This is a genomic window from Roseomonas sp. WA12 (assembly GCF_054165765.1).
Map to the genome: position 1 here is coordinate 4,422,194 of NZ_CM135108.1, position 24,495 is coordinate 4,446,688.

A 24,495-nucleotide genomic window follows, 5' to 3' on the forward strand; every position below is an offset into this window, starting at 1 on the left:
CGAAGAGGAAGCACGGATGTCCCAAGGCAGGCTGGCGGGCAAGGTGGCCATCATCGTCGGCGCGGGGCAGCAGCCCGGCGACACGGTGGGGAACGGGCGCGCCGTGGCGGAGCGTTTCGCCGAGGAGGGCGCGACGCTGCTGCTGGTGGACATCAACGAGGAATGGGCGGAGGCCACCCGCGCGGCGGTTGCGGCGCATGGCCGCCCCGCCTCCGTGCTGCGGGCCGATATAACGTCGGAGGAGGATTGCGCCGCCATCGCCCGCACTTGCGTGGAGCGCTACGGCCGCATCGACGTGCTGCACAACAATGTCGGCCGCTCCAAGGGAGACAGGAAGACGGCCGAGATGGATGCCGGGATGTGGGATTCCATCATGGCCATGAACCTCAAGGGCATGTTCATGACCTGCAAGCATGTCCTGCCGCAGATGGTCGCCCAGAAATCCGGCTGCATCATTAACATCTCCTCCACCTCGTCCCTCTCGGCGCGGCCCACGGTCACCTACAAGACCAGCAAGGCCGGTGTGAATGCGCTGACCCAGCACATCGCGATGGAGAACGCGCGGCACGGGATCCGCGCCAATGTGATCCTGCCCGGGCTGATCGACACGCCCATGGCAATCGAGCGGCGTGCGCAGGAGCGGGGCGTGCCGCGCGAGGTGGTCCGCGCGGAGCGCGAGGCGCTGGTGCCGATGGGGCGCATGGGCACGGCCTGGGACGTGGCCAATGCAGCCGTGTTCCTGGCGTCCGACGAGGCCGGCTACATCACCGGCGTGATCCTGCCCGTGGATGGCGGGCTGCTCGAAAAGCGGGGCTGAGCGCCGGCAACGGTACCGGGGCGCGGCGGGGCCGGCGAACGGAGCCGGCTCAGCCAGGTGCCCAGGTCGTCCAGCACCGCATAGACCACGGGTACGACGACAAGGCTGAGCAGCGTCGAGGTGATCAGGCCGCCGATCACCACCAGCGCCATCGGCGCGCGGAACTCGGCATCCGCGCCGACCCCGAGCGCGATATGGGCCATGCCGGCCGCCATGGCGATTGTCGTCATCACGATGGGCCGGGCCCGCTTGCGGGCCGCCTCGATCAGCGCGGTGGTGCGCGGCATGCCGGCGCGGCGCGCCTCGATCGCGTACTCGACCAGCAGGATCGAATTCTTCGCGACGATGCCCATGAGCATGAGCACCCCGATCACCGCGGAAATACCGAGCGCCTTCTGCGCGAGCAGCAGGGCCATCAGCGCGCCGCCGAGGGAGAGGGGAAGGGAGGACATGATCGTCAGCGGCTGCAGCACGCCGCCGAAGAGCAGGACGAGGACGAGATAGACGAGGCCGACGCCCGTCAGCAAGGCAACGACGAAGCTGCCGAACAGCTCCTGCATCACCTCGGCATCGCCCGTCGCGCGCTCGCGCACCCCGGCGGGCAGGCTCTGCATGATCGGCAGCTCGGCCACCAGCCGCGTCGCCTCGCCGAGCGCGAGCCCGTTCAGCTCCGCCTCCACGGTCGCCTTGCGCACCCGGTCCAGCCGCTCGATCTGCGCCGGCCCGGCGCCGTGGCGGATCTCGGCCACCGCGTCCAGCGGCACGGCGAGGCCCGCGCGGCCCTCGACGCGAAGGGAGCGCAGCGCGGCGAGGTCGCCGCGCGCGGGCTGGTCGAGCATGACGCGGATGGGGATCTGGCGGTCCGGTAGGTTGAAGCGGGCGAGGTTCTGGTCCACGTCGCCCGTGGTCGCGATGCGCGCCGTCGTGGCGATCGCCGCGGGGGAGACGCCGAGCTCCGCCGCACGGGCTTCGTCGGGGACGATCTGCAGCTCAGGCCGGGCGAGAGAGGCGGTGGAGCGGGCATTCGCCAGCTGGGGAATGGTCCGCACCTGCCGCTCCAGGTCGCGCACCGCGCCTTCCAGGGCGGTGGCGTCGTCGGAGACGAGGGTGACCGCAAGCTTCGCGCCGCTCTGCCCGTCCGCGCCGAAACGGAAGCGCGCGCCGGGGATGCGTTCCAGCTCGGGGCGCAGCGCGGCCTCGATCTGCTGCTGGGACAGGGCCCGCTGCGAGCGCGGGACCAGGGTGACGGTAAGGCCTGCCAGGCGCGGCTCGCCTTCCTTGGTGCTGCTGCCCAGCGCCGGGCCACCGCCGGCGCTGCGGGTGCCGAGCGAGACGAAGACGGAGGCGACCTCCGGCCGCGACCGCAGGATGCGCATGGCCTCCTCGGCCGCGGCCTGGGTATCCGCCATGGTCGCGCCGGGCGCCAGTTCCATCGCTAGCGAGGTGCGGCCGCGATCACTGGCGGGCACGAAGTCCTGCGGGATCATCGGGACGAGGGCGAGGGAGAGGATGAAAAAGGCGGTGGCGCCACCCAGCGTCGTCCAACGGTGCCGCAGGCACCAGCCAAGGAGGGAGATGTAGCGCCGGCCCACCGCGCCGTCCCCCACCTCCTCCGAGCCCGCACGGGCCTTGGGCTTGAGGAGGAGGGCGCCGAGCAGCGGCGTCAGCATGCGCGCGACGACGAGGGAGAAGAACACGGCGGTCGCGACGGTCAGGCCGAACTGGCGGAAGAACTGGCCGGGGATGCCGGGCATGAAGGCCACGGGGACGAAAACCGCGAGGATGGTTGCCGTGGTGGCGACCACCGCCAGCCCGATCTCGGCCGAAGCATCGAGCGCCGCCTGCCGGACATCGCCATCTGATCGCTCGCGCAGGTGGCGGACGATGTTCTCGATCTCGACGATCGCGTCATCCACCAGCACGCCGACGACGAGCGTCAGCCCGAGCAGGGTGATGTTGTTGATGGAGAAGCCCAGCCATTTCATGACGAAGAAGGTCGGGATGAGGGAGAGGGGCATGGCCAGCGAGGCGATAGCCGTCGCGCGCCAGTCCCGCAGAAAGGCCCAGACCACAAGAACGGCGAGGCCCGCGCCGATCAGCAGCGCCTCGATCGCGCCGTGATAGCCGGCGAGGACGAAGCCGACGGTATCCGCGACCTTCACGATGGTGATGCCGGGATCGGCGGCCTGCAGCGCCGCAACGCGCGCGGCGACGCCTTCGGCCACGCGCACCTCGGAGGAGCCGCGCGTGCGCAGCACCTCGAAGGCAACGACCGGGCGGCCATCAAGCCGGGCAGCGGTACGGATCTCCGCCGTCGCGTCGGTCACCTCGGCGATGTCGCCCAGCCGCGCCGTGCGGCCGCCAGGCAGGACGATCGGGCGGTCCCGCAGGGCGCCCACGCTGGCCGCGGAGCCGAGGGTGCGGATCGCCTGCTCCCCATCGCCCAGATTGCCGCGGCCGCCGGGCAGGTTGACGTTGAGGGCGCGGAGCTGCTCGTTCACCTGGCCCGCGGTGAGGCCGAGCGCCACCAGCCGGTCCGGCCGCAGCGCCACGCGGATCTCGCGCGCGACCCCGCCCACACGGTTCACCTGCGCGACGCCCGAGACGGAGAGCAGCGCCTTCGACATCGTGTCCTCGACGAACCAGGAGAGCTCCTCCTCGCTCATCCGCGGGGCGGCGACGGTGTAGGTGAGGATGGCGCCGCCCGTGGCCTCGACACGGGTGATCACGGGGTCGCGGATGGCGGCCGGCAGGTCGGCGCGGATCTGCGAGACCTTGTCGCGCACGTCATTGGTCGCGCGGTCCACATTCGTGCCGACGGCAAACTCGATGGCAGTGGTGGAGGCGCCGTCCACGACAGTGGAGGTGATGTGCTTCACGTCGCCGAGGCCGGCGAGCGCATCCTCCACGCGGCGCGTCACCTGCGTTTCCAGCTCGGAGGGCGCGGCGCCGGGCTGGGCGACGGTGACGATGACGGCCGGCAGGTCCAGGTCCGGCGTGTTGTTGATCCGCAGCGAGGGGAAGGCGAACAGGCCGGCCATGGTCAGCACGGCGAAAAGCACGGCTGTCGCGACCGGGTTGCGGATGGACCACGCCGAGAGATTGCGGTGCTCGGCGACGGGAGAGGTGTGCATGGGCTCGCTCACTGGTCGGCCACCCGCACGCGGTCGCCGTCGCTGAGGAAGCCCGCGCCGGTGACGACGACGCGCTCGCTCTCGGCAAGGCCGGAGGTGACCTCGACCACCGCGTCGTCGCGCCGGCCGGTGGTGACGGGACGCAGCGCCACGCGCTCGCCCACTAGGACGAGCACGGCCGGGCGGCCCTCGCGGAAGAGGAGGGCGGATTGCGGCACGGTCAGGCCCGGAGCGTCGCCGGGGCGGATCTCGGCGCGGGCAAACATGCCGGGGCGCAAGCCGGAATTCGCGGGTAGCGCGACATGCGCGATGCCGAGCCGCGTTTCGGCCGAGACGACCGGCGCCACGGCGCGCACCGTGCCGGTGACGACGCGGTCGCCATGGGTGACGCGAACGGGCTGGCCGGGCTGAAGGGCCGCGAGTTCCAGCTCCGGCACGCGGGCATCGAGCTCGAGCCGGCCGTCGCGGATCAGCCGGACCATCTCCTGCCCGGCGGAGGTGACATGGCCCGGCAGCACGCCCCGCTTGGAGACGATGCCATCCACAGGTGCCACGATCCGGGCCTGGGCGAGACGCGCCGCCACTTCCCCCTGGCGCGCGACGGCTGAGGCGACACGGGCCTCTGCCTGCAGCGCCGCGGCCTGGCGCAGTTCCAGCGTCTGGCGCGGCGCGTTGCCGCTGCGGGACAGGTCGGCGGCGCGGGCGAGGTCCTGCCCGGCGTTGCGGAGGGCCGCACGGGCCTCGGCCACCGCAGCCTCCGCCTGGCCGAGAATGGCGCGGAGCAGGGTTTCGTCCATGCGGACGAGAAGCTGGCCTGCCCGGACCCTGTCGCCCTCCTCGACCGCGACCTCGGCCACGCGCAGCCCACCGGCCTCGGCGCCGATCACCAGCTCCTGCCAGGCCACGACGGAGCCGTCGCCGGTGACGATGCGGGCCAGGGGGCGCTGGGTGGCTGAGGCGATGGCGACGGTCAGGGCAGGGGGAGGCTCGGCAGGAAGGGAGGCAGCCACCGGCGCAGGGCGATGCAGCCAAGCCGCGATCTCGCCACGCATCAGGAAGGCCCCACCGATCGCGAGGGAGGAGAGGACTGCCATCGTCAACCAGCGGCGACGGGCGGGGGCGGGCCGCTCCGCCGCGCCGGTGAGAGCCTCCCGATTGATGAGATTATGGTCAGGCATGACGGAGGAGCGCCTCGGGGCCTTGCTTACCGACCGAATGGTCAATAACTGAGTCGGATATAGGCTTGTTGACGGCTCGGTCAATTGCCGGGGCGGTCTGGAGGGTGGATTTGAGCGAAGTTCCGGAACGGACGGGGGTGCGCAGCGGCACCGTGCCGCGCCGGCGCCTCACGCCTGCGGAGCGCCTGCCGCAGATCCTCGAGGCAGCGTTGGAGGAGTTCGCGGCGCAGGGTTACGGCGGGGCCAGCATGGCCGGTGCCGCGGCCCGGGCCGGGATAGCTAAGGGGCTGATCTATCATTATTTTCCGGGCAAGGCGGAGCTGTTCACCGCCGTCGTCCGCTCCTGCATCCAGCCGGTCTTCGCGGAGGCGGAGAAGCTGGTCGCAGCCCATGCCGGATCCTCGGCGGAGCTGCTGCAGCGGCTGATCCATCTGGGGTATCAGCGCGTGGGGATGGATCCGCGGGACAGCCTGGTGTTCCAGCTGCTGCTCGCCGAGGCCGAGCACTTTCCCGAGCTTGGCGAGCTCTACCGTACGGAGGTTCTCTCGCCCGGCCTTGCGTTGGTCACGGCCGTAATGCGCGCAGGGGTGGCCGCCGGGGAGTTCCGCCCGGAGGTGGCGGAGGCGGAGGGGCTGGCTGCCGTGCTGATGGCTCCGGTCGCCATGGCGTCGGTCTGGCGCGGGATGCTCGGGGCGGAGCGGGCGCCCTCGCTCGAGGCGATGTGCGCGGCACAGGTCCGGCTGGTCCTGAGCGGTCTGATGCGGACCGAGCCGGGGTAAGGGGCGCGGGGCCTTCCGGGGCCGGAAACGACGGCGCGGACCTCTCGTGTGGTCGAAGGCCGGAACCGTCGCTCATGGCAAGTGCCGCGGCCGCCCCCTCAGCCTTGGGCCGCCGGACCCGCACAGAGTTCCAGCAGCGGGTCGAGGCTCGGCTGGGTTTCCAGCGTCTCGATGAAGGCCATGAGGCGGGTCGCCCGGTCGGCGCCGATTACGGGGGCTGCCAGGGCCAGGAACTTGGCCTCCACGGCGGCATCGTCCATCGGCCGTGTGCGGTCGCCCAGCGGCACCTCCTCGACAGCCTCCATCCGCTCGCCATTCCGTAGCATCACCTCCACCGCACCGGGGCGGCCGGCGGGGAAGCGCTGCTCGAAGCCGGCATCGCCGACCGGCTCCACCAGGGCGGTCAGGCGCATGACGTCGGGGTCGCGGAAGCGCGCCGCCTCGAACTGATGCTCGGTCAGCGCGCCGTCGCACAGCGCCATGGAGACGCAGGAGGGCAGGCTGTGATCGGCCGTCTCGCGATCGGTGGGGCGGAACTTCTCGGCGTCGGCCGCGCGGGCGAGGGTTTCCGGGCGAACACGGGCGCGGATCGCCGTCACCTCCTCCAGCCGGCCCTGGAGCGCGCTGTGAAGCCGAATCGCGGCGGCAACCGGCGCTTGCAGGGCGTACTGCACGGGAAACTGCTTCAGGCTCACCTCTTCCAGCCGCCAGCGATCAAGGTCCAGCACGAAGGCCGCCGGGTCCTCCTCACGCCCGGCCGTCCGGCTGAAAAGCCATTCATAGGCCGCCAGTGGCCCCGTGAAGCCGGCGCCGGCCAGCCGTGCCGCGGTGATCGCCGCCGCTGCATTCGCGGGATAGCCAATGGCTTTTGCCATGCTCAGCTTGCCATGAGAGAGCACGCCGAGGGTGAGGTGCCGGGTCCCGCCGAGCGCGCTGCCATGCGCCATGGCCTCGGCGGATTGCCCCCAGGCCTTGCCGGCGACGAAGGGCACGACGAAGCCCGCGGCGCTGACATGGTGGAAGCCGCGGTCCTGGAAGGAGAAGGCGTCGCAGAGCCGGATCTGCACCTCGTAGCCGGCGACGATCGCCTCGATCAGTGCGCGGCCGCTGCCGCCCGCCTCCTCCACGCAGGCGAGGGCGACGGGGATGTTCTCCGCGGGGTGGCAGATGTCGCGGGACCAGTAGACGTCCATGAAGTCGAGATAGCGCACCAGGGCACCGTTCACCCCCGCCGCGCCCTCCGCCGTGGTGCGGCGCCCGCTGCCGATGCAGCGCGCGCCGCGCTCGCCGGGCGGGGGCAGGATGCCTTCCAGCATCCGCACCGGTTCCGCCCCGGCCGCGCCGATCGCGCAGCCCAGCGTGTCGAGGACCAGGCGCTTGACGGCGCGCAGCGTGCTGTCCGGCAGCCGGTCGAGCGAGATCGCCGCGACGAAATCGGCGATCCGCGCGGAGAGGGGGGCGGGCATCAGAAGGTGATTCCCGTGCTCTCCACGATCTCCTTGACCAGGGCGCGCTCCCGCACGAGGCGCTCGCCGAAGGCGGCGCGGCTTTCCGTGCCGGGCTCGCCGCCCATGCGGCGGAAGGCCTCCTGCACGCCCGGGTCGTCCACGGCGGCCCGGAAGGCGCGGTCCAGCGCCTCCACGATCGGCTCCGGCGTGCCGGTGCGGAGGACGGCGGCGTTCCAGCTCGGCAGGTCGAAGCCCGGCAGGCCGGCGGAGGCGATGGTGGGGATACCCGGCAGCAGGGGGCTGGGCCGTTCGCTCGTCTGGGCCAGGGCGCGGGCGCGGCCGGACTGCACCACCACATCCAGAGAGTTGGGGGTGATGATCGCCGCCTCCAGGTTGCCGGCCGCGAGGTCGCGCGCGGCGTCCGCGCCGCCGCGATAGGCGACGTGCTCCATCGTGATCCCGGCGCGGTGGCCGAGCAGGGCGCCTGCCAGATGCCCGATACTGCCGACGCCCGGCGTGCCGAAGCTGATGGACTTGCCGGTGCGACCGTAGGCGACAAGGCCCGCGATGTCCTGCGCCGGGAAGGAGGCGGTGACGCCGAGGACATAGGGCTGCGACACCGCAAGCCCGAGAGGGATGAAGTCGCGCTCGTAGTCGAAGGTGAGGTTCTTCACCGCAAAGGGGACGATGAGGAGGGACGGGGTGTCGAAGAACAGGGTGTGGCCGTCCGCAGGCGCTCCGGCGACGATCCCGGCGCCGATGGTGCCGCCGGCGCCCGTGCGGTTCTCAACGACCACCGACTGGCCGAGCACCGCTGCCATACGCGGCGCGATCAGCCGCGCGACGGTGTCCGACTGGCCGCCGGGCGCGTAGGGCAGGACGATGCGGATCGGGCGGTTGGGGAAGGCGGCGCCGCCTTGGGCATGCGCGCCCGTCCTGGAGAGGGCAGGCGCGGCAAGCGCCGCGAGCAGCATGGTCCGGCGGTTCGTCACCCTGGTCGTTCCCTCGTCTCGTTGTCGCTCAGGGTAGATCGAGGATCGGCTTTCCCACCACCCGGCGTTCCTCCAGCGCCTCATGCGCCGCCTCCACGTCATCCAGCGTGTGGCGACTGGCGATGTCGATGCCCAGTGTCCCGTCCAGCAGCGCGCCAAAGATCTCGGTGGCACGGCGGCGGATGGTGGGGCCATCCGGCAGGTGGTCCGCCAGGCGCGGGCGCGTCAGGAAAAGCGAGCCTGCCTCGCCCAACTCGATCGGGTCGAGGTCGCGCAGCGCGCCGCCGACGGCGCCGTAGCTGACCACCAGCCCTTGCCGGCGGGTGGCGCGGAGGCTCGCCCGCAGGGTGGGGGCGCCGACCGCATCGAACACCACATCCACACCGCGACCATCGGTCATCTCGCGCACGGCCTCGTCGAAGCCTTCATAGCGCATGGTCGCTGCGGCGCCGCGGGCGCGGGCGGCTTCCGCCTTCGCCTCGGTGGAGGTGGTGGCGAGGACCGTGACGCCGAGCCGCGCGCCCATCTGCACAAGGAGCTGCCCGATCCCGCCGGAGGCCGCATGGACCAGCCAGGTCACGCCGGGCCCGCCGCGGCCGAGGTCATGCGCGAGGTAGTGCGCGGTCAGCCCGTGGAACATGGCGGCAGCGGCGCGATCCAGTGGGAGGGCATCCGGCACCGGGGCCAGCCGCCATGCGGGGACGGCGGCGTATTCGGCGTAGCTGCCCCAGTGCAGGCAGTAAGCCACGCGGTCCCCCACCCGAAGCCCTTGCACGTCACGGCCGAGCGCCACGACCTCCCCCGCGCCCTCGATGCCAAGGGTGGTGGGCAGGCGGACGGGGTAGGTGCGGGAGGTGTCGTATTTTCCCTGCCGGGTGTGGACGTCCATGAAGTTGATGCCGGAATGGCGGAGGCGGACCAGCGCTTCCTCCGGCCCCGGCTCCGGGACGGGAATGTCCTCGCGCAGCAGAACTTCCGGGCCGCCATAGCGGGTGATGCGGATCGCCCTCACGCGAAGGCGCTCCCCGGAACCAGGACGCGACCCTCGAACAGCCGGCGGGCGGTGCGGTAGAAGGAACCGGCGCGGGCGACCCATTCCCCGCCTTCCTGCCCGACCTCGGCGCCGACGGTCAGCACGCCGGAGGGCATGCCCAGCCGCAACGCGCCGGTGCCGGCCGTGGGGGAGAGCGCCTCGGCCACCACCGTCCCCGCGATGCGCGCCGCGACGGCGGTGCAGAGCGAGATGGTGAGCGGCAGGGCACGGTGCGGCTGCCCGTTGGAAATGACGCGGGCGAGGAGGTCCATCTCGCCCGCGCGCACCGTCTCGCCGGTCAGGCTGGGCGCGTCGGCGGGTGGCGCCACGATGGCGACGAAGGGCACGCTCGTGATCCGGCGCGCGGCCTCCTCGTCGGGGGCGATGCCCATGCGGACGGAGGCGGCGCGGCGGATGGCGTCCAGCCGCGCCAGCGCCTCCGGGTTCGCGTCCAATTCCTCCGGCAGTTCCGTCCCGCTCAGCCCCACATCGCGCGCGCGGACGAAGACGGCGGCGTTGGCGGCATCCACCAGCGAGGCGTCGATGGTGCCGAGGCCCGGCACCTCCAGCCGGTCCAGCACCGCGCCCGATGGCAGCAGCCGCCCGGTCGTGGCGCCGCCGGGAAGGAGGAAATCCAGCCGGATCGGGGCGCCGGTGCCGCCGACGCCGGGGATGGAGAGGTCCCCGTCATAGCGGGGCCGGCCATCCTCCACGGGGAAGGTGCCGTGGATGATCTTCCCCGTGTTCGTGTTGAAGATGCGGACGGTGGCGGCCTCGCCCGAGGCCGTGACCAGCCCCTCCTCCAGCGCGAAGGGGCCGACGGCGGAGCTCATATTGCCGCAGTTCTGGCGGTAATCCACGCGCGCCTCGCGGATCACCACCTGCGCGAAGGTGTAGTCCACATCCGCATCCTCCCGGGTGGAGGGGGCGAGGACGCAGACCTTGGACAGGGAGGAGACGCCGCCGCCCATGCCGTCCAGCTGGCGCCCATAGGGGTCGGGCGAGCCCATGGCGGCGGCGAAGACCGGCGCCCAGGCCTCCCGGTCCGCGGGCAGGTCGCGGGCGTGGAACATGACCGCCTTGCTGGTGCCGCCGCGCATGAAGACGGCCGGTATCGGGCGCTGGATCAAGGTCGTTTCTCTCCCGGGACGCGCCGCTCGCCTCTCACCAAGGCCCGGCGCCTCATCTTGGAGCAGGTCGGGTTCGGGTTTAAAGCCTACCCCCTGCCGCGTGCGGAGGAACCAGGTGAGCGAAATGCGACGCGGACTGCGCCACCCCGTGCGGGTCGCCTTCGTCATCGGCGACTATCCAGAGGAGGAATTCCGCCGGCGGGAGCGGGCCGCCCTGGGCTATGCCTCTCCGGAGGTCGAGATCGGCATCATCCGTACGCCCGCCTCTCCCTTCGTTCACGGCCTCACCCCGGCCGAGGTTCAGCTCGCCGCACCCGCCTTCATTGCCGCCTTCCGGCAGGCGGAGCTGGAGGGCTACGACGCGGTCGTGCCGCTCGGCACGCTCGATCTCGGCGTGGATGGCGGGCGATCGGTGGTGGACATCCCCGTCATCGCGCCGACGGAAGCGATGCTGCATGTGGCCAGCTTCCTGGGCGACCGGTTCGGCGCGCTCGTCTATCACGATGACCTCATCCCGCTCCTGCAGGCCATCGTCCGCCGCTACGGGATGGAACAGAAGGTGGTGGGCTGGCGCGCCTCGGGTTTTGACCTGCCGGATCTCAGCGCCAACCTGTCGGCGATGACGGAGAACTTCGTCGAGGGCGCGCGGCGGCTGGTGAAGGAGTCCGGCTGCGACGTGATCCTCGCCATGGGCGTCACGCAGTGCCCCGTGCTCCTGGACCCGGCCTGGGTGGAGCGGGAGGTCGGCGTGCCCGTGGTGGAGGGGATCGGCGCGCCGCTGCGGATGGCTGCGATGCTGGCGGGGCTGCATCTGCGGCACAGCCGGGTGCGCTGGCGGCGTTCCCGCGCCTTTGAGCGCGCCGCGCCCTGAGGCTGTCCCGCCCTGGGGTCCCCCGGCACGGCTTGGCGGGCTAGGGTTCGGCCCGGAACCGGGCAGCCCCGGCTCCGGGGAAACGGCAGGACACGAAGAATGACCGGCACGACACGGCGCGGCCTGATGGCGCTCGGCACGGCAGGCGTCGCCACGCGCGCCTTCGCCCAGGAGGTCCGCTACCCCGAGCGCGCCGTGACCCTCGTGGTGCCGGCCGCGCCCGGCGGGGGCGGGGACTTCACCGCCCGCCTCCTCGGGGACGCGCTGAGCCGCTCGCTCGGCCAGTCCTTCGTCGTCGAGAACCGGGTGGGCGGCAGCGGGAACGTCGCCAGCATGGCGGTCGCCCGGGCGGCGCCGGACGGGTACTCGCTGCTGCTGGCCTATTCCGGCAGCCATGTCGCCAATCCGGCGCTGTTCCCGAACCTGGGCTGGGACCCCGTGCGCAGCTTCGCGCCCGTGGCCCTGGTGCTGCGGGCACCGCATGTGATCGTGGTCCGGAAGGACCTGCCCGTGCGGAGCCTCGCGGAGCTGGTGGCCTATGCGCAGCAGAATCCCGGGCGGTTGAACTACGCCTCCTCCGGTGCGGGCACGATCCAGCATATCGGTGGCGAGCAGTTTGCCCAGATCATCGGCGCGCCGATGGTCCATGTGCCCTATCGCGGGGCGGGGCCGGCGATGAACGACCTTGTCGCCGGCACGATTGACCTGATGATCACCACGCCGCCCGCCGTTGTCGGCCTCGTGCGTGACGGCTCCGTTCAGGCATTGGCCGTCGCGAGCGGCAGCCGTCATCCGATGCTGCCGGACGTGCCGACGACGGCGGATGCCGGCCTTCCGGCCTTCGAGCTCGAGGCCTGGTTCGGCATCTACGCGCCGGTGGGCACGGCGCAGCCCGTGGTGGACAAGCTCTCCGCCGAGATCCGGCGTGTGACGGAGACGCCGGAGTTCCGGCGCCGCTGCGAGGAGAGCGGGACCTATGCGGCCTATATGAATCCGACGGAGCTGGCGGCCTTCACCTCATCCGAGCTCGCCTACTGGTCCGATCTGATCCGTCGCCTTGGTATTCGACCGGAGTAGGGTTGATGCGGGTGGCCTTGGCAGGGGGCTGCCGCTCGGTGAGAGCCTCTGCCCGGATGAAGTGGGACGGAAGGATCATGAGGCCAGTGATTCGTCGGTGATCGTCGCTATCTGCGCCAGTTCTCGCCGCAACGCCGGACCGGCATGATCGACGAAGCTGCGCAGGAGGGCTTGGCGCTGCGACGCAGATCGGAAGACCATGTTGACCGGGACTGACGGTGGCTCGTGGCCCGCGAGGACGCGCCGGAGCCGGCCCGCGGCCAGTTCCTCGGCCACCTGATAGGACAGGACGCGCACAAGGCCCGAGCCGCGCAACGCCGCATCGATGCCGGCCCCGACGCTGGTGATCGACAAGGCGGTTTGCACCTGAACCGCTCGTGCGCGCGCGCCGTCGCTCTGGAAGGTCCACAGTTCCCGGTTCCCGTCCGGGTTCATCCCGATGCAGAAATGCCCGGACAGGTCAGCGGGGCTCCGCGGCGTGCCCCGGCGCTCAAGGTAGCCGGGCGAGGCGCAGACGACCTGCCGGACCTCGCCAAGCTTTGTGGCGATCAGGCTGCTTTCCTCGAGATGCGCCAGCCGGAAGGCAACGTCCACGCCCTCGCCCAGCATGTCCACGACGCGGTTCAGCAGGAGCGCCCGCGCCTGCACGCGCGGATGCTTCTTCAGGAAGGATTCCAAAAGGGGCACGACCTTTAGGCGCCCGAACAGTTCCGGTGCCGTCAGCACCAGCGTTCCGCCGACCGCGCCGGTTCTCCGCTCCGGGCGAACCTCGTCGAGCCGCGCGAGAACGTCCCGCCAGACGGCCAGGTGACGCTCGCCCGCATCTGTCGGGCGGAGGCCGCGTGTCGAGCGCAGAAGCAGCGTTTCCCCGGCGGTTTCCTCGAGGAGCGCGATCGCCCGCGTGGCGGAGGCTGCCGAGCGGCCGAACCGGCGGGCCGCAGCGGCCAGCGATCCCTCATCGACCGCTGCCACTGCCATCGCCATCGCATCCAGCCGGTCCATGTTACAGATCCTACAATCAAGCCTGTCCGAAACAGCTCATTCTAGCCCTTCCTGCAAGTTCCTATCTTGGCGGCATCGCAGCAGGAGACCGCCATGATCCGCATGGAACGAGCGCTTCAGCGCCGAGCCCTTCTGCTCTCCACGGCGACCGCAACGCTGGCGGTCTTCCCCGGGCCGGTGCTCGCCCGCCCCAGCCAGGCAACGGAGTTGACCATGATCGACGTCCAGTACCGCACCCAGCAGGTCGGTCCCGTGAAGGTCTTTTATCGGGATGCAGGGCCGACCGATGCGCCGGTCATCCTGCTGCTGCACGGCTTCCCGACCGCCAGCCACATGTTCCGCGACCTGATCCCGGCCCTAGCCGACCGGTACCGCGTCATCGCCCCGGATCTTCCGGGTTTTGGCCTCACCCGGGCGCCCGGCCGGGATGCGTTCGAGTACAGCTTCGACAAGCTGGCCGAGGTGGTCGGCGGGTTCGTCGAGGCAATCGGGCTGACGCGCTACGCGCTCTACGTCTTCGACTACGGCGCGCCCATCGGCTTCCGCCTGGCAATGGTGCATCCCGGGCGGGTGACGGCCATCATTTCGCAGAATGGGAATGCCTATGACGAAGGCCTGAGCAGCGAGTGGGCGCCCTGGCAGGCGTACTGGCGCGAGCCGACGGAGGCCAACCGTGCGGCCTGCCGTGCCGCGCTGACGGATGACGCGATCCGCACGCAGTGGGAGCATGGCGCGCCGGCGGGGCGCGTCGCGCCCGACGGCTACATTCTCGACCAGTTCTACATGCACCGGCCGGGCGCGGTGGAGATCCAGCTCGATCTCATCCTGAGCTACCGGACCAATGTTGCGCTGTATTCTGCCTTCCAGGCCTATTTCCGGGCGCACCGGCCACGGCTGCTGGCCGTCTGGGGCAGGAACGATCCGCACTTCCTGCCGGCGGGCGCCGAGGCCTACAGGCACGACCTGCCGGAGGCGGAGGTGCATCTTCTCGATGCCGGCCACTTTGCTCTGGCCACGCATCACCGGGAGATCGCCGACCATATCCGGCGTTTCCTGCCGGCCTGACGGAAGGGCGCCCGGTGGGCCTGCGGCGCGCATGCGGGTCGCGCCCGGCTGGCCGAGGATGTCTCAACCGCCTGGTCGCAACCCCGCGCCGGCCGACAGACCGCTGCAACGCGATGTGGATGCGGCCGGGGTGCGAGGGATGGGCCGGCAGTTCACGCGTGAGTGTCAGGCCACCCGGCCAAAGCAAAGGATACAGCCTGTGTCATACGGTTTTCTCGATATCGCCGTGACGCCGAACGTGCGCGCGGTGCAGGACGCCATGGGCAGCGCGCGGCACTGGCAGGACTTCGGCGGCCATCGCGAGTTCGACCGGTTCACGCCGAACGAGGCCGCCTTCATCGCTGAGCGGGACAGCTTCTATATGGCAACCGTCTCGGAGACGGGGTGGCCCTATGTTCAGCACCGCGGCGGGCCGAAGGGCTTCCTCAAGGTCGTCGATGGCGCGACGCTGGCCTTTGCCGATTACAGCGGCAATCGCCAGTACATCAGTACCGGCAATCTCAAGGCCAGCGATCGCGTCGCGCTGATCCTCGTCGATTACCGTGCCCGGGCGCGGCTGAAGATCTACGCGCATGCGGAGGTGGTGCCCTTGGATGCCGATCCGGCGCTGGCCGGGATGGTCGCCATGCCAGGCTACAAGGCGAGGCCGGAGCGGATACTGCGGCTGCATCTCGAGGCCTTCGACTGGAACTGCCCGCAACACATTACACCGCGCTTCACCGAAGCGGAGATCGCGGTTGCCGTTCAGCCACTGCGCGAGCGCCTGGAAGTGCTCGAGGCCGAGAACACCACCCTGCGGGAACGCCTCGGCACTCAGGCTCCGTCTCCGTCTTGAGGCAGGCGAGGGGCCGTGCGACGGCGGCCCGTCCCTGTCGCAGGGCGTGCCCCGCCGCTGCGTTGCGCTGACCTGTCCGCAGCCGGCGATCCTCATCGCCGGCGAGCACCCCTCGCGCTGCGGCGGGAAGTGGCTAGAGTGGGCGCCATGACCAACGGCATGATCGCGACGCCTCCGGACACCGGCATTCCGGCCCTTCCTGCGAGGCGGCAGCTGCCGTGGCCCCGAACCACCACAAGGAACCACGCCGCATGACCGTCACCGCCCCGCCGCGCTGGCGCTCGCTTCTCTTCGTGCCCGCGAATGTGGAGCGCTTCATTGCCCGCGCGCATGAGCGTGGGGCGGATGGCGTGATTCTGGACCTCGAGGATGCGGTCACGGCGGAGAAGAAGCCGGAAGGGCGGGCGATGCTGCGGGAGTCCATCGCCAGCATCACCCGCAACGGAACGGCCGCCATGGTGCGGGTGAACCATAATCTCCGGCATATCGGGCAGGATCTGGAAGCGGCGGTGCTGCCGGGGCTGACGGCGCTGGTGCTGCCGAAGGTGGAGGATGCCGGCTTCGTCCGCGACGTGGCCGATACGGTGGCGGAACTCGAGCGCGAAAGGGGCCTGCCCATCGGCGGGATCAGGCTGATCCTGCAGGTGGAAACGCCGGGCGCCCTGTTCGTGCTGCCGGCCATCGCCGGCGCCCATCCCCGCGTCGCCGCCATGACCTTGGGGCCGGAGGACTACTCGGCGACGATGGGCGGCGTGCCGGAACCGGAGACGCTACTGACGCCGAACTATGCCGTGCTCTGCGCGGCGCGCGCGGCGGGCATCCTGCCGCTGGGCTTCGTCGGCAGCATCGGCGCCTATTCCGACATCCCGGCTTTTGCCGAGATGGTCCGCCGGGCACGGCGCCTGGGCTTCCGTGGCGCCTTGATCGTGCACCCCTCGCAGGTGGCCCCGCTGAACGAGGCTTTCACCCCGACCGTGGAGGAGCTCGACTGGGCGCAACGCGTGGTGGCGGCCGATGCCGCGGCGCGGGCGGAGGGGCGTGGTGCCTTCTCCATCGATGGGAAGATGGTGGACCCGCCCGTTGTGCGCCGTGCGGAGGAGATCCTGACCCTGGCAGGATAGCTGCCAGGGCGGGGAAGGTTGCGCAGATGGCCGCCCGCTGAATCAAAGGAGGAACGATGAGTCTGGACATCCGGCGCCGCGGCCTGCTCTCGGGCGCGGCCGCGCTCGCCCTGCCGTTTTCCGCCGCCTGGGCGCAGGGCGCCTGGCCGCAGCGGCCCATCCGCATCGTCCTGCCCTATGCGCCGGGCGGCAGCACGGATGCCTCGGCACGGCTGATTGCCGCGCCCATGACGCAGTCGCTGGGCCAGCCCGTGGTGGTGGAGAACCGACCGGGCGCGACGGGGACGATCGGCGCCGCCGAGATCGCTCGCGCGCCGAAGGATGGGTACAACCTGCTGGTGGATGCCGCGGCCCATGGCTCGAACCACGCGCTCTACCGCAACCTGCCTTTTGATTACACGCGGGACTTCGCGCCGGTCACGCAGCTGACCATTTCGCCGCAGATCCTGGCCGTGCATCCCTCGCTGCCCGTGAACAGCGTGGCAGAACTGGTCGCGCTGGCGAAGCGGCAGCCCGGGACACTCTCCTACGGCACCCCGGGCAATGGCTCCGCGGGGCATCTCGCCTGCGCCTCCCTGGCGTGGCATGCGGGGATGGATGTCACGCAGGTGGCCTATCGCGGCGGCGGCCCGGCGGTGCAGGACCTGCTGGCAAACCAGATCAGCTTCACCTTCGCCTCCGTCTCGGCCGTGCTGGCGCTGGTGCAGGATGGAAAGCTGCGGCCGCTTGCGGTTTCCAGCCTGGCCCGCATCGCGCCCCTGCCGCAGATCCCGGCCATCGCGGAGACCTATTCGGGCTTCGATATCAATGAATGGGCCGGGCTCTACGCGCCAGCGGGAACGCCCGACGCGGTGCTCGATCAGGTCGGGGAGGCAGCCCGGGCGGCGCTCGCGGTGCCAGAGGTGCGGCAGCGGCTGGACCAGCTGGGGGCACAGGCTGTGGGCAGCAGCCGGGCGGCGTTCACGGCCTGGCTGAGCCAGCACCGCGCCCGCATGAGCGAGCTAATACAGGTAGCGGCCATCAAGCCGGACTGAGGCCTGATGCGGGCGGCGGCGTCCTTGGCGGACACCGCCGCCCGGGCCTGCATTCCGCTTTTTGGAAGGCGGCTTCACGAGTTCCGACCTTCACCGATGCCCGGACCGCGTCAAAGCTCCACCGGAAACCCGGCCAGAGAGCCGGATGACTCCTGAAGCGAGTCAACGAAGGAGACGCGTCATGAAGAGGTTGGTCCTGGCTGTCCTGGCGGTTCTCGCCTGCGCCGTTCCGTTGGAATCCGCCCTGGCGGCCCGCGCGCGCCTTGGTCATGTCTTTGCGCAGGGGAATGCGGCCGATGAGGCCAGCCAGATCTTCGCCCGGCTGGTGAAGGAGCGCACCAATGGCGAGATCGACATTACCGTCTTTCCGAACAGCCAGCTCGGCGGCGACGAGGCCCTGGGGCGGGATCTCAGCCGCGGCGGGCTCGATTTCGCCTTCCTGAACATCGGCTCGCTATCGGGCCTCGATCCGCTCCTCGATATCCATTACCTGCCATATATCGCAACGAACGCGCAGCAGGTCGACCGGATCTTCTACAACCCCGAGGGGGTCCTGCAGCGCACGCTGACCGGCACGCTGGCCCGGCACAACATGGTCGCGCTCGCCTATTTCGAGCTGGATTTCCGCGCTGTCACCAATTCGCGCCAGCCGATCAACACGGCGGCCGACCTGCGCGGCCTGAAGATCCGCGTGCCCGGCTCTGCCGCAATCCGCAGCTTCTTCGAGGCCGCTGGGGCCCAGGCCGTGACGATGCCGATGCCCAACCTCTTCGTCGCGCTGCAGCAGGGCACGGTGGATGGGCAGGACAATGGCGCCAGCATCACCTTCAACTCGCGCCTGTTCGAAGCACAGCGCCATATGACCCTGACAAACCACGTCTATGCCATGGGCGCCGTCACCGTCAGCTCGCGGTTCTGGAACAGCCTGGCGGAGGATAAGCGCGCGATCGTGCGCCAGGCGGCGCTGGATGCGGCACGGCAGGGCAACGCGCTGAACCGCGCGGCGAACGAGGAGTTCCTGCAGAAGCTCCGGGCCGGTGGTGTCAACATCGTCGTGCCGAGCCAGGAGGCGATGACCGAGTTCGCGCGCATCGGGCAGATCGGCTGGCAGAAGCTGGAAGGCGTCTATGGCGCGCAGCGCCTGGCCGAGCTGCGGCAGGAGATGGCCGCGGCGGCAAAGGCGGAATGAGGCCATGGCCGTGGACGAGGTGTCGCCCGTGATCGGCACCCGCCTGCAGACCGGCGCTGATACTGCGCCGGGCCACCTCTCCCTCCTCGACCGCGTGATGCGGGGCGAGCGGGTGCTGGCCCGCGTGGAGGGAGCGGTGGTGGTCACCGCCATGGCGGTGGCCATCGGCGCCGTCGGCATGTCGGTGGTGATCCGTAGCTTCAACCTGCCGATCAGCGACACCGGGGAGTGGGCAATCGTGGCGATGGCGCCGCTCACCTTCGTCGGTGGCGCCCTGTGCAGCCATCTCCGCCGGCACCTCACGGCCGATATCGTGGAGATGCTGAAGCCAGGGCCGCTGCGGCGCGGGCTGGAAGCCATCGCCGCACTGTTGACGCTCGGCTTCGGCCTCACCTTTATCGCCCTCGCCTGGGATCTGTTCGACTACGCGCGGACCTCGGGCGAGAAGCTGATCGACTTCGGCACGCCGATCGCCGTTCCCGCCGGCTTCGTGCTCCTGGGGGCCGTGCTCATGGCCTTCCACGCCGGCATGGATATCTGGCGGGCCTTGGTCGGCCGACCGCTCGGGGGATTTGATCCGTGGGGCTGACCTTTGGGCTGATGGGCCTTTTCCTCGTCCTCGGGGCGCCGCTGGCCGTCACTTTCGGGCTCGTCGTTTTCCTGCAGATGGGCACCTTCGGTGTGTCGGTCTCCGGGCTCAGCAACATCCCCTATGAGGAAATTTCCAGCTATCCGCTGGTGGCGATCCCGCTCTTCATGCTGACCGGAGAGCTGATGAACGTCAGCGGCATGGCGGCCGAACTGATCGCCCTGGCGGACCTGATGCTGCGGCGGATCCGGGCCGCTTTCGGCTATATCACCGTCGCCGCCTCCGCCATGATGGGGGCGATCACCGGCTCCTCGGTCGCCACGGTCGCCGCGGTCGGCGGGATCGTCAGCCCGGAGATGGCCCGGCGCGGCTACCCGCCAGGCTACACGGCCTCGCTGACCTCCTCGGCCGGGCTGCTCGGCGTGCTGGTGCCGCCCTCGATCCCGCTCATCCTCTACGGTGCGACGGTCGGCGTCTCGATCTCGCAGCTCTTTACCGCGACCATGCTGCCGGCCGTGCTCATGGCTGTACTGTTCCTGGTCGTCCACGCCGTGCTGTCGCGCCGGTTGCTGAAGAACGGGCAGGAGACGAGGGTGCGGGACGCCGGGGGGGCGATGGAGCGCAAAGCTCCGTCCCGCATCCTGCTGAATTCGCTCTCGGCTGTTCTTCTACCCGTTGTGATCCTTGGCGGCATTTACGGTGGCATCATGACGCCGACCGAGGCCGCGGCGGTGGGCTGCATCTACGCCATCGCTGTCTCCCTCGCCCGGCGGCTGCTCGATGGATCCGCCTTCGCGCGCTCTTTCCGTTCCGCCGCAATCACGGGATCCAGCATTCTCGTCATCATCGCCATGACCGGCATCTTCAACCGCGCCATGGTGCTGAACCAAGTGCCTCAGGACATTGCGGTGTGGCTAGCGACCTATATCGAGAGCCCCATCGCCTTCCTGCTGACAGTGAACTTGGTCCTGCTGCTGGTCGGCACCTTCATGGAGACGAACGCCTCCATCCTGCTTATGGGCCCGTTGCTGGCGCCGGCGGCCGAGCGCTTCGGCATCGACCCCGTGCATTTTGGCATCGTCATCGCAACCAACCTCGAGATCGGGCTGCTGACGCCGCCCATGGCCGCCAATCTCTACGTCGCCGCGCGCGCTGCGAAGGTGAGGTTGGGAGACATGATGCCCTATCTTGTTTGGTTCTTTGCCGCGGCGCTGGTCGGGCAGGCCATCATCACCTTCGTGCCCTTCGCCACCCTCTGGTTCCGTCACCTCTGACCCGTCTGGACGCAATGACCATCAACGGCGACACCACCACCCTTCCCGAGTTCTCCCGCGCCGCCGTGGTCCGGCAGATGGGGAGGCCGGTGAAGATCGAATGCGTGCCGGTACCCCGCGGGCCGGAGCCGGGCGCGCTGATCGTGCGCACCACCGCCTGCTCGATCTGCGGCACGGATGTGCACCTTTCCCGCGGCAATCTCTCGCTGGCCGTCGATCTGCCGATCATCCTCGGGCATGAGATGGTCGGGCGGATCATGGCCATCGGGGAGGGTGCGGAGCGCGACAGCGTCGGCCAGCCGCTCGCCATCGGCGATCGCATCCTCTGGACGCATACGGCTTGCGGGAACTGCTACTGGTGCACCGTGGCGCGGCAGCCGACGCTTTGCGAGAACCGTCGCGCCTATATGTACGAGAATATCGAGAAGCCGCCCTACCTGCTCGGTGGCTTCTCCGAATACGGCTATGTGCTGCCGCAATCCGGGCGCATCCGCGTGCCGGACAACCTGAGCGACGCGGTGGCCAGCCTGTGCAGCTGCGCCTTTCGCTCCGTGATGAACGCCTTCGACAACCTGGGTGGCATCGATCCGTCGGAGCACGTTGCTATTCAGGGCGCGGGGCCGCTGGGCATCCTGGCTGCGGCCGTTGCCCGCGTGGCGGGGGCGCGGAGCGTGAGCGTCATCGGCGCACCGGACGACCGGCTGGCCCTGGCACGCGAGTTCGGCGCCACACATACCTTCACCATCCAGGGCACGACGCATGCGGAACGCGCGGCCGAGATCCGTGCGCTGACGGACGGGCGCGGCCCTGATGTGGTGATGGAGTTCACCGGCCATCCCGACGCTTTCGGCGAAGGGATCGATCTTGTTCGAAAAGGTGGGCGTTACGTCACCGTCGGGCAGCTCGGCGCGGGAACAACCACCTTCAGCCCTTCAACCATCGTCAAGAAGAACATCCGCATCATCGGCTCCTTCTCGGGCGACGCAAAGTCCTACTGGAAGGCGCTGCAATTCGCCTCCGCCCATATCGATCGCATTCCCTTCGAGCGGATGATCACCGGCCGTTACACGCTGGACGAGGTGAACACCGCGCTCGATCGCATGCATCGGATGGAAGAGATCAAGCCGCTGATCGTGATGGGTTGAGGCGAAGCGCATGGCAGGGGTGGTGCAATTCGCGCCGGATGGCCGGGGACCGCTCGATGGGGTGCGGATCCTCGACATGTCACGCCTGGTGGCGGGCAACATGACGACGCATGTCCTCGCCGATTATGGCGGGGATGTCATCAAGATCGAGCGTCCCGGCAAGGGCGACGACCTTCGCAGCTGGCGGGTTGAGGGGATCGAGGTCTTCTGGAAGGTCTATTCCCGCAACAAGCGCAGCGTGGCTCTGGACATCCACGAGACCGACGGGCGCGAGCTGCTGCTGCGGCTGATCGACAGCAGCCAGGTGTTGGTGGAGAACTTCCTGCCCGGCACGCTGGAGCGCTGGGGGCTGGGGCCGGAGGCACTGCACGCCCGCAACCCCGGCCTCATCATCCTGCGCATCTCCGGCTGGGGACAGACCGGGCCGTGGCGGCTGCGGCCGGGCTTCGGCACGCTGGTGGAGGCCATGTCCGGCTGGGCCTTCATGAACGGCCATGCCGACAAGCCACCGACGCTGCCGCCGCTCGCCATGGCCGATATGGTGGCCGGGCTCTACGGCGCCTCGGCCATCCTGGCGGCACTCCGCGCGGTGGAGCGGGACGAGGCGCCGGGGCAGGTGATCGACCTGTCGCTGTTCGAGCCGATCCACGCCATGGTGGGGGCCGAGGCGGCGCATGTGCGGCTGACGGGCCGGCCGACCATGCGCTCGGGGAACCAGTCCTCTCACACGGCACCGCGCAACGTCTATGCCTGTGCCGATGGCGCCTATGTTGCGCTGTCCGGCTCCATGCAGTCCATGGCGGAGCGCATCTTTGACACGATCGGGCGGCCGGAAATGAAGACCGATCCGCGCTTCGTCGACAATGCGGCGCGCGTTGCGAACCGGGACGAGCTGGATGCCATCATCGGTGCCTTTGTCGCCCTGCGCGGGCAGGCCGAGAACCTAGCGCTGTTCGATGCGGCGGGTGTGACGGTGGGGCCGGTGCACTCGGTCGCGGAACTGCTGGACCATCCCTATGTGCAGGGGCGCGAGGCCATTATCGAGGTGGCCGATAAGGAAATGGGGGCAATCCCCATGCACAACGTCATCCCGCGCTTCTCTGCCACTCCCTCTCCGCTACGGCGCCCGGCCCCAGCTGTAGGCGAGCACACCGAGGAATTGCGGCGTGAACTCGGCGTAGCAGTCCCTGGCCCGGCGGCCGGGACAAGGTAGAGGCGGCCGCGGCGCCCGGGCATCCGGGCAGCAAGGCTTGAGCGGATGGCCGGATGGAGGGAGAAAGGCGCTCCTCCTCCTCGGCAACACCATGGATCTCCGGGACCTGCGTGCCTTCGTCGCCATCGCCGAAGCCGGCTCCTTGATGGCGGCGGCGAAGACGCTGAACAGCAGCTCGCCCGCGCTCAGCGCGCGGTTGAAGAACCTCGAGGATGAGCTCGGGACCACGCTGTTCCTGCGTTGGGCCCGCGGATTGACGCTGACTGATCAGGCGCGTGAGTTCCTGGTGCATGCCTATGCGATCCTGAAGCAGGCCGAGGACGCGAAGGCCAGCATCCTCGGGCGGGACACGCCGCCTTCCGGTGTGGTGCGGCTGGGAGTTCCCGGATCGCTGATTGGCGTCCTCAGCGTTCCGCTGATCGAGACATGTCTTCGCGAGTTGCCAGAGGTCCGGCTTCGTATCGTGGAAAGCATGTCGGGTTATCTCACGCGCTGGCTGCGCGAAGGGACGCTCGATGCCACCCTGCTGTTCGGGCACACCGCGCCGGAGGACAGTGGTGCCTCCGTGCAGCCGATCCTCGAGGAGGATCTCTATCTCGGGACTTACGATCCATCGCTGATCCAGCCATTCCTTAACGAAAGGGCGGAGATGCCGATGCGGGCGCTGGGTCATCTACGGCTCGTGATGCCGGGCCCGGAGCATGGGCTTCGCAGCCTGGTCGAGGCCACGGCACGTCTCCACGGCGTGCCGCTCGACGTCGCGATCGAAATCGACGCTTCCCCACAGATTTTCGAGCTGGTGCGGCGCGGTCACGGCTCGACGATCTGCTCGCTGGCCGCCCGCCATTTTGCGGCACCGCCGAATGGGGCCGACGCGCCAAAGCTTCACACCTTTCGGATCGTCGAGCCGGGATTCCAGCGAACGGTCTCTCTCGCCACCCCGCTGAGCCGCCCGTCGTCACGCGCCACGATGGCTGTTGCCCGTCTGGCGGTGGACATCCTTGCAGGGCTAGCAGAGACGGAGGCGTGGAGGGCGAGAGGCCTGAGTGCCTAGATCCGACGAGGTGCTTGGGGTGCGACCCGGCGCGGACTGCGCAGAAAAATCGGCAGTCGCGTGGAATATTCGCTCGCCTGCGGTGTCTCTCTCCATGACGGCGCGGTCGGCCGAGCGAGGAGAGTCCATTGAACACGCTTCGAAACGCCAGGATCCGCCACGGCGACCATGGCAGGCACATGCTCCTTGCTGCCCTCCTGGTACGACCGGCCCTGGCGCATGAGGGCCACCACTATCCGGCTCCGGCGGCGGCCTCACCCGCGGGTGAGGCGTCTTTCCTGGCCCAGCACGGGGACGGGCAGGGCGCCCTGGAGCCGCTGGCGAACTTCATGACCAATCCGGCGGGCGCTGCTATCGTGAACGCCATGGGCCCGATCCGGCAGGTGGTGCAGGGCGCGGCCGACCTGCCCCGGCGCTACCTCGTCATCGTACCGGGCGACGCGGGGCAGCCCGGGGCGCCGGTGCAGGACCAGCAGCCTTGAGCCCGAGGGCCTGCCCGGCGGGCGGGCAGGTCC

Annotated in this window: 22 protein-coding genes; 15 read left to right on the plus strand and 7 right to left on the minus strand. The window is 69.9% G+C overall.

The features are described 5' to 3' along the window. Positions 1-16: 16 nt before the first annotated feature. A complete protein-coding gene (locus tag ACVBD7_RS20945) occupies positions 17-817 on the plus strand; it encodes an SDR family NAD(P)-dependent oxidoreductase (protein WP_458095176.1) in 801 nt (266 codons plus the stop codon). Here ACVBD7_RS20945 and ACVBD7_RS20950 read toward each other — a convergent pair. Both ACVBD7_RS20950 and ACVBD7_RS20955 read right to left on the minus strand, forming a co-directional pair. After that, positions 760-3,951, minus strand: a complete 3,192-nt coding sequence (locus tag ACVBD7_RS20950; RefSeq protein ID WP_458095177.1) for an efflux RND transporter permease subunit — start codon at positions 3,949-3,951, stop codon at positions 760-762. The genes ACVBD7_RS20945 and ACVBD7_RS20950 overlap by 58 nt on opposite strands. A gap of 8 nt (positions 3,952-3,959) precedes the next feature. Next, positions 3,960-5,129 (minus strand): efflux RND transporter periplasmic adaptor subunit, encoded by a 1,170-nt coding sequence (locus tag ACVBD7_RS20955; RefSeq protein WP_458095178.1) that lies wholly within the window; start codon positions 5,127-5,129, stop codon positions 3,960-3,962. Positions 5,130-5,239: 110 nt separating this feature from the next. Between ACVBD7_RS20955 and ACVBD7_RS20960 the strand changes: the two genes are divergently transcribed. Beyond that, complete coding sequence (locus tag ACVBD7_RS20960; RefSeq protein WP_458095179.1) at positions 5,240-5,908, plus strand: TetR/AcrR family transcriptional regulator; 669 nt, start codon at positions 5,240-5,242, stop codon at positions 5,906-5,908. Positions 5,909-6,006: 98 nt separating this feature from the next. Here ACVBD7_RS20960 and ACVBD7_RS20965 read toward each other — a convergent pair whose 3' ends face one another. Genes ACVBD7_RS20965 through ACVBD7_RS20980 form a run of 4 tightly spaced genes read right to left on the minus strand, consistent with a single transcriptional unit; the run spans position 6,007 to position 10,511 of the window. Then, positions 6,007-7,374: an MmgE/PrpD family protein gene (locus ACVBD7_RS20965; protein WP_458095180.1), complete on the minus strand. Its 1,368-nt coding sequence runs from the start codon at positions 7,372-7,374 to the stop codon at positions 6,007-6,009. Continuing rightward, positions 7,374-8,348: a Bug family tripartite tricarboxylate transporter substrate binding protein gene (locus ACVBD7_RS20970; protein WP_458095181.1), complete on the minus strand. Its 975-nt coding sequence runs from the start codon at positions 8,346-8,348 to the stop codon at positions 7,374-7,376. Before ACVBD7_RS20970 ends, ACVBD7_RS20965 begins: the two co-directional genes overlap by 1 nt. A gap of 28 nt (positions 8,349-8,376) precedes the next feature. Then, complete coding sequence (locus ACVBD7_RS20975; RefSeq protein ID WP_458095182.1) at positions 8,377-9,360, minus strand: quinone oxidoreductase family protein; 984 nt, start codon at positions 9,358-9,360, stop codon at positions 8,377-8,379. Further along, on the minus strand, positions 9,357-10,511 hold the full coding sequence (locus tag ACVBD7_RS20980; RefSeq protein ID WP_458095183.1) for a PrpF domain-containing protein: 1,155 nt from the start codon (positions 10,509-10,511) through the stop codon (positions 9,357-9,359). The genes ACVBD7_RS20975 and ACVBD7_RS20980 overlap by 4 nt, the downstream gene beginning before the upstream one ends. Before the next feature lie 124 nt (positions 10,512-10,635). Here ACVBD7_RS20980 and ACVBD7_RS20985 point away from each other — a divergent pair, with 124 nt between their 5' ends. Both ACVBD7_RS20985 and ACVBD7_RS20990 read left to right on the plus strand, forming a co-directional pair. Continuing rightward, positions 10,636-11,382 (plus strand): aspartate/glutamate racemase family protein, encoded by a 747-nt coding sequence (locus ACVBD7_RS20985; protein WP_458097740.1) that lies wholly within the window; start codon positions 10,636-10,638, stop codon positions 11,380-11,382. 99 nt (positions 11,383-11,481) lie between these two features. Further along, complete coding sequence (locus ACVBD7_RS20990) at positions 11,482-12,459, plus strand: Bug family tripartite tricarboxylate transporter substrate binding protein (RefSeq protein ID WP_458095184.1); 978 nt, start codon at positions 11,482-11,484, stop codon at positions 12,457-12,459. A gap of 75 nt (positions 12,460-12,534) precedes the next feature. Here the strand turns inward: ACVBD7_RS20990 and ACVBD7_RS20995 are convergent, their stop codons facing one another. Further along, on the minus strand, positions 12,535-13,461 hold the full coding sequence (locus ACVBD7_RS20995; RefSeq protein ID WP_458095185.1) for a LysR family transcriptional regulator: 927 nt from the start codon (positions 13,459-13,461) through the stop codon (positions 12,535-12,537). Between the two features lie 93 nt (positions 13,462-13,554). Here ACVBD7_RS20995 and ACVBD7_RS21000 point away from each other — a divergent pair, with 93 nt between their 5' ends. The 11 genes from ACVBD7_RS21000 (at position 13,555) to ACVBD7_RS21050 (ending at position 24,462) form a co-directional block, all read left to right on the plus strand. Continuing rightward, positions 13,555-14,526, plus strand: a complete 972-nt coding sequence (locus ACVBD7_RS21000; protein WP_458095186.1) for an alpha/beta fold hydrolase — start codon at positions 13,555-13,557, stop codon at positions 14,524-14,526. Positions 14,527-14,725: 199 nt separating this feature from the next. Further along, the gene (locus tag ACVBD7_RS21005; protein WP_458095187.1) at positions 14,726-15,361 is read left to right on the plus strand and encodes a pyridoxamine 5'-phosphate oxidase family protein; all 636 of its coding nucleotides are present in this window, start codon (positions 14,726-14,728) and stop codon (positions 15,359-15,361) included. 251 nt (positions 15,362-15,612) lie between these two features. Then, positions 15,613-16,482 carry an HpcH/HpaI aldolase/citrate lyase family protein gene (locus ACVBD7_RS21010; protein WP_458095188.1) on the plus strand — a complete coding sequence of 290 codons (870 nt, stop codon included), beginning with the start codon at positions 15,613-15,615 and terminating at the stop codon, positions 16,480-16,482. A 56-nt stretch (positions 16,483-16,538) separates the two neighbouring features. Beyond that, entirely contained in the window at positions 16,539-17,516 is a 978-nt protein-coding gene (locus ACVBD7_RS21015) for a Bug family tripartite tricarboxylate transporter substrate binding protein (protein ID WP_458095189.1), read from the plus strand. Positions 17,517-17,697: 181 nt separating this feature from the next. Beyond that, on the plus strand, positions 17,698-18,705 hold the full coding sequence (locus tag ACVBD7_RS21020) for a TRAP transporter substrate-binding protein (protein WP_458095190.1): 1,008 nt from the start codon (positions 17,698-17,700) through the stop codon (positions 18,703-18,705). A 4-nt stretch (positions 18,706-18,709) separates the two neighbouring features. Then, entirely contained in the window at positions 18,710-19,294 is a 585-nt protein-coding gene (locus ACVBD7_RS21025; protein WP_458095191.1) for a TRAP transporter small permease, read from the plus strand. Then, positions 19,285-20,568, plus strand: a complete 1,284-nt coding sequence (locus tag ACVBD7_RS21030; protein ID WP_458095192.1) for a TRAP transporter large permease — start codon at positions 19,285-19,287, stop codon at positions 20,566-20,568. Before ACVBD7_RS21025 ends, ACVBD7_RS21030 begins: the two co-directional genes overlap by 10 nt. 14 nt (positions 20,569-20,582) lie before the next feature. Next, positions 20,583-21,713, plus strand: coding sequence for a zinc-binding dehydrogenase (locus tag ACVBD7_RS21035; RefSeq protein WP_458095193.1), 1,131 nt, complete (start codon positions 20,583-20,585; stop codon positions 21,711-21,713). Between the two features lie 10 nt (positions 21,714-21,723). Further along, the gene (locus ACVBD7_RS21040; RefSeq protein ID WP_458095194.1) at positions 21,724-22,926 is read left to right on the plus strand and encodes a CaiB/BaiF CoA transferase family protein; all 1,203 of its coding nucleotides are present in this window, start codon (positions 21,724-21,726) and stop codon (positions 22,924-22,926) included. Between the two features lie 91 nt (positions 22,927-23,017). Continuing rightward, a complete protein-coding gene (locus tag ACVBD7_RS21045; protein ID WP_458095195.1) occupies positions 23,018-23,980 on the plus strand; it encodes a LysR substrate-binding domain-containing protein in 963 nt (320 codons plus the stop codon). Between the two features lie 128 nt (positions 23,981-24,108). After that, positions 24,109-24,462 carry a hypothetical protein gene (locus ACVBD7_RS21050; RefSeq protein ID WP_458095196.1) on the plus strand — a complete coding sequence of 118 codons (354 nt, stop codon included), beginning with the start codon at positions 24,109-24,111 and terminating at the stop codon, positions 24,460-24,462. Positions 24,463-24,495 lie beyond the last annotated feature (33 nt).

Excerpts from the sequence above, each read along its gene's own strand:
- ACVBD7_RS20945 (WP_458095176.1), top strand. The coding sequence starts at position 17 with ATGTCCCAAGGCAGGCTGGCGGGCAAGGTGGCCATCATCGTCGGCGCG.
- ACVBD7_RS20950 (WP_458095177.1), bottom strand. The coding sequence starts at position 3,951 with ATGCACACCTCTCCCGTCGCCGAGCACCGCAATCTCTCGGCGTGGTCC.
- ACVBD7_RS20955 (WP_458095178.1), bottom strand. The coding sequence starts at position 5,129 with ATGCCTGACCATAATCTCATCAATCGGGAGGCTCTCACCGGCGCGGCG.
- ACVBD7_RS20965 (WP_458095180.1), bottom strand. The coding sequence starts at position 7,374 with ATGCCCGCCCCCCTCTCCGCGCGGATCGCCGATTTCGTCGCGGCGATC.
- ACVBD7_RS20985 (WP_458097740.1), top strand. The coding sequence starts at position 10,636 with ATGCGACGCGGACTGCGCCACCCCGTGCGGGTCGCCTTCGTCATCGGC.
- ACVBD7_RS20990 (WP_458095184.1), top strand. The coding sequence starts at position 11,482 with ATGACCGGCACGACACGGCGCGGCCTGATGGCGCTCGGCACGGCAGGC.
- ACVBD7_RS20995 (WP_458095185.1), bottom strand. The coding sequence starts at position 13,461 with ATGGACCGGCTGGATGCGATGGCGATGGCAGTGGCAGCGGTCGATGAG.
- ACVBD7_RS21000 (WP_458095186.1), top strand. The coding sequence starts at position 13,555 with ATGATCCGCATGGAACGAGCGCTTCAGCGCCGAGCCCTTCTGCTCTCC.
- ACVBD7_RS21010 (WP_458095188.1), top strand. The coding sequence starts at position 15,613 with ATGACCGTCACCGCCCCGCCGCGCTGGCGCTCGCTTCTCTTCGTGCCC.
- ACVBD7_RS21015 (WP_458095189.1), top strand. The coding sequence starts at position 16,539 with ATGAGTCTGGACATCCGGCGCCGCGGCCTGCTCTCGGGCGCGGCCGCG.
- ACVBD7_RS21020 (WP_458095190.1), top strand. The coding sequence starts at position 17,698 with ATGAAGAGGTTGGTCCTGGCTGTCCTGGCGGTTCTCGCCTGCGCCGTT.
- ACVBD7_RS21025 (WP_458095191.1), top strand. The coding sequence starts at position 18,710 with ATGGCCGTGGACGAGGTGTCGCCCGTGATCGGCACCCGCCTGCAGACC.
- ACVBD7_RS21035 (WP_458095193.1), top strand. The coding sequence starts at position 20,583 with ATGACCATCAACGGCGACACCACCACCCTTCCCGAGTTCTCCCGCGCC.
- ACVBD7_RS21040 (WP_458095194.1), top strand. The coding sequence starts at position 21,724 with ATGGCAGGGGTGGTGCAATTCGCGCCGGATGGCCGGGGACCGCTCGAT.
- ACVBD7_RS21045 (WP_458095195.1), top strand. The coding sequence starts at position 23,018 with ATGGATCTCCGGGACCTGCGTGCCTTCGTCGCCATCGCCGAAGCCGGC.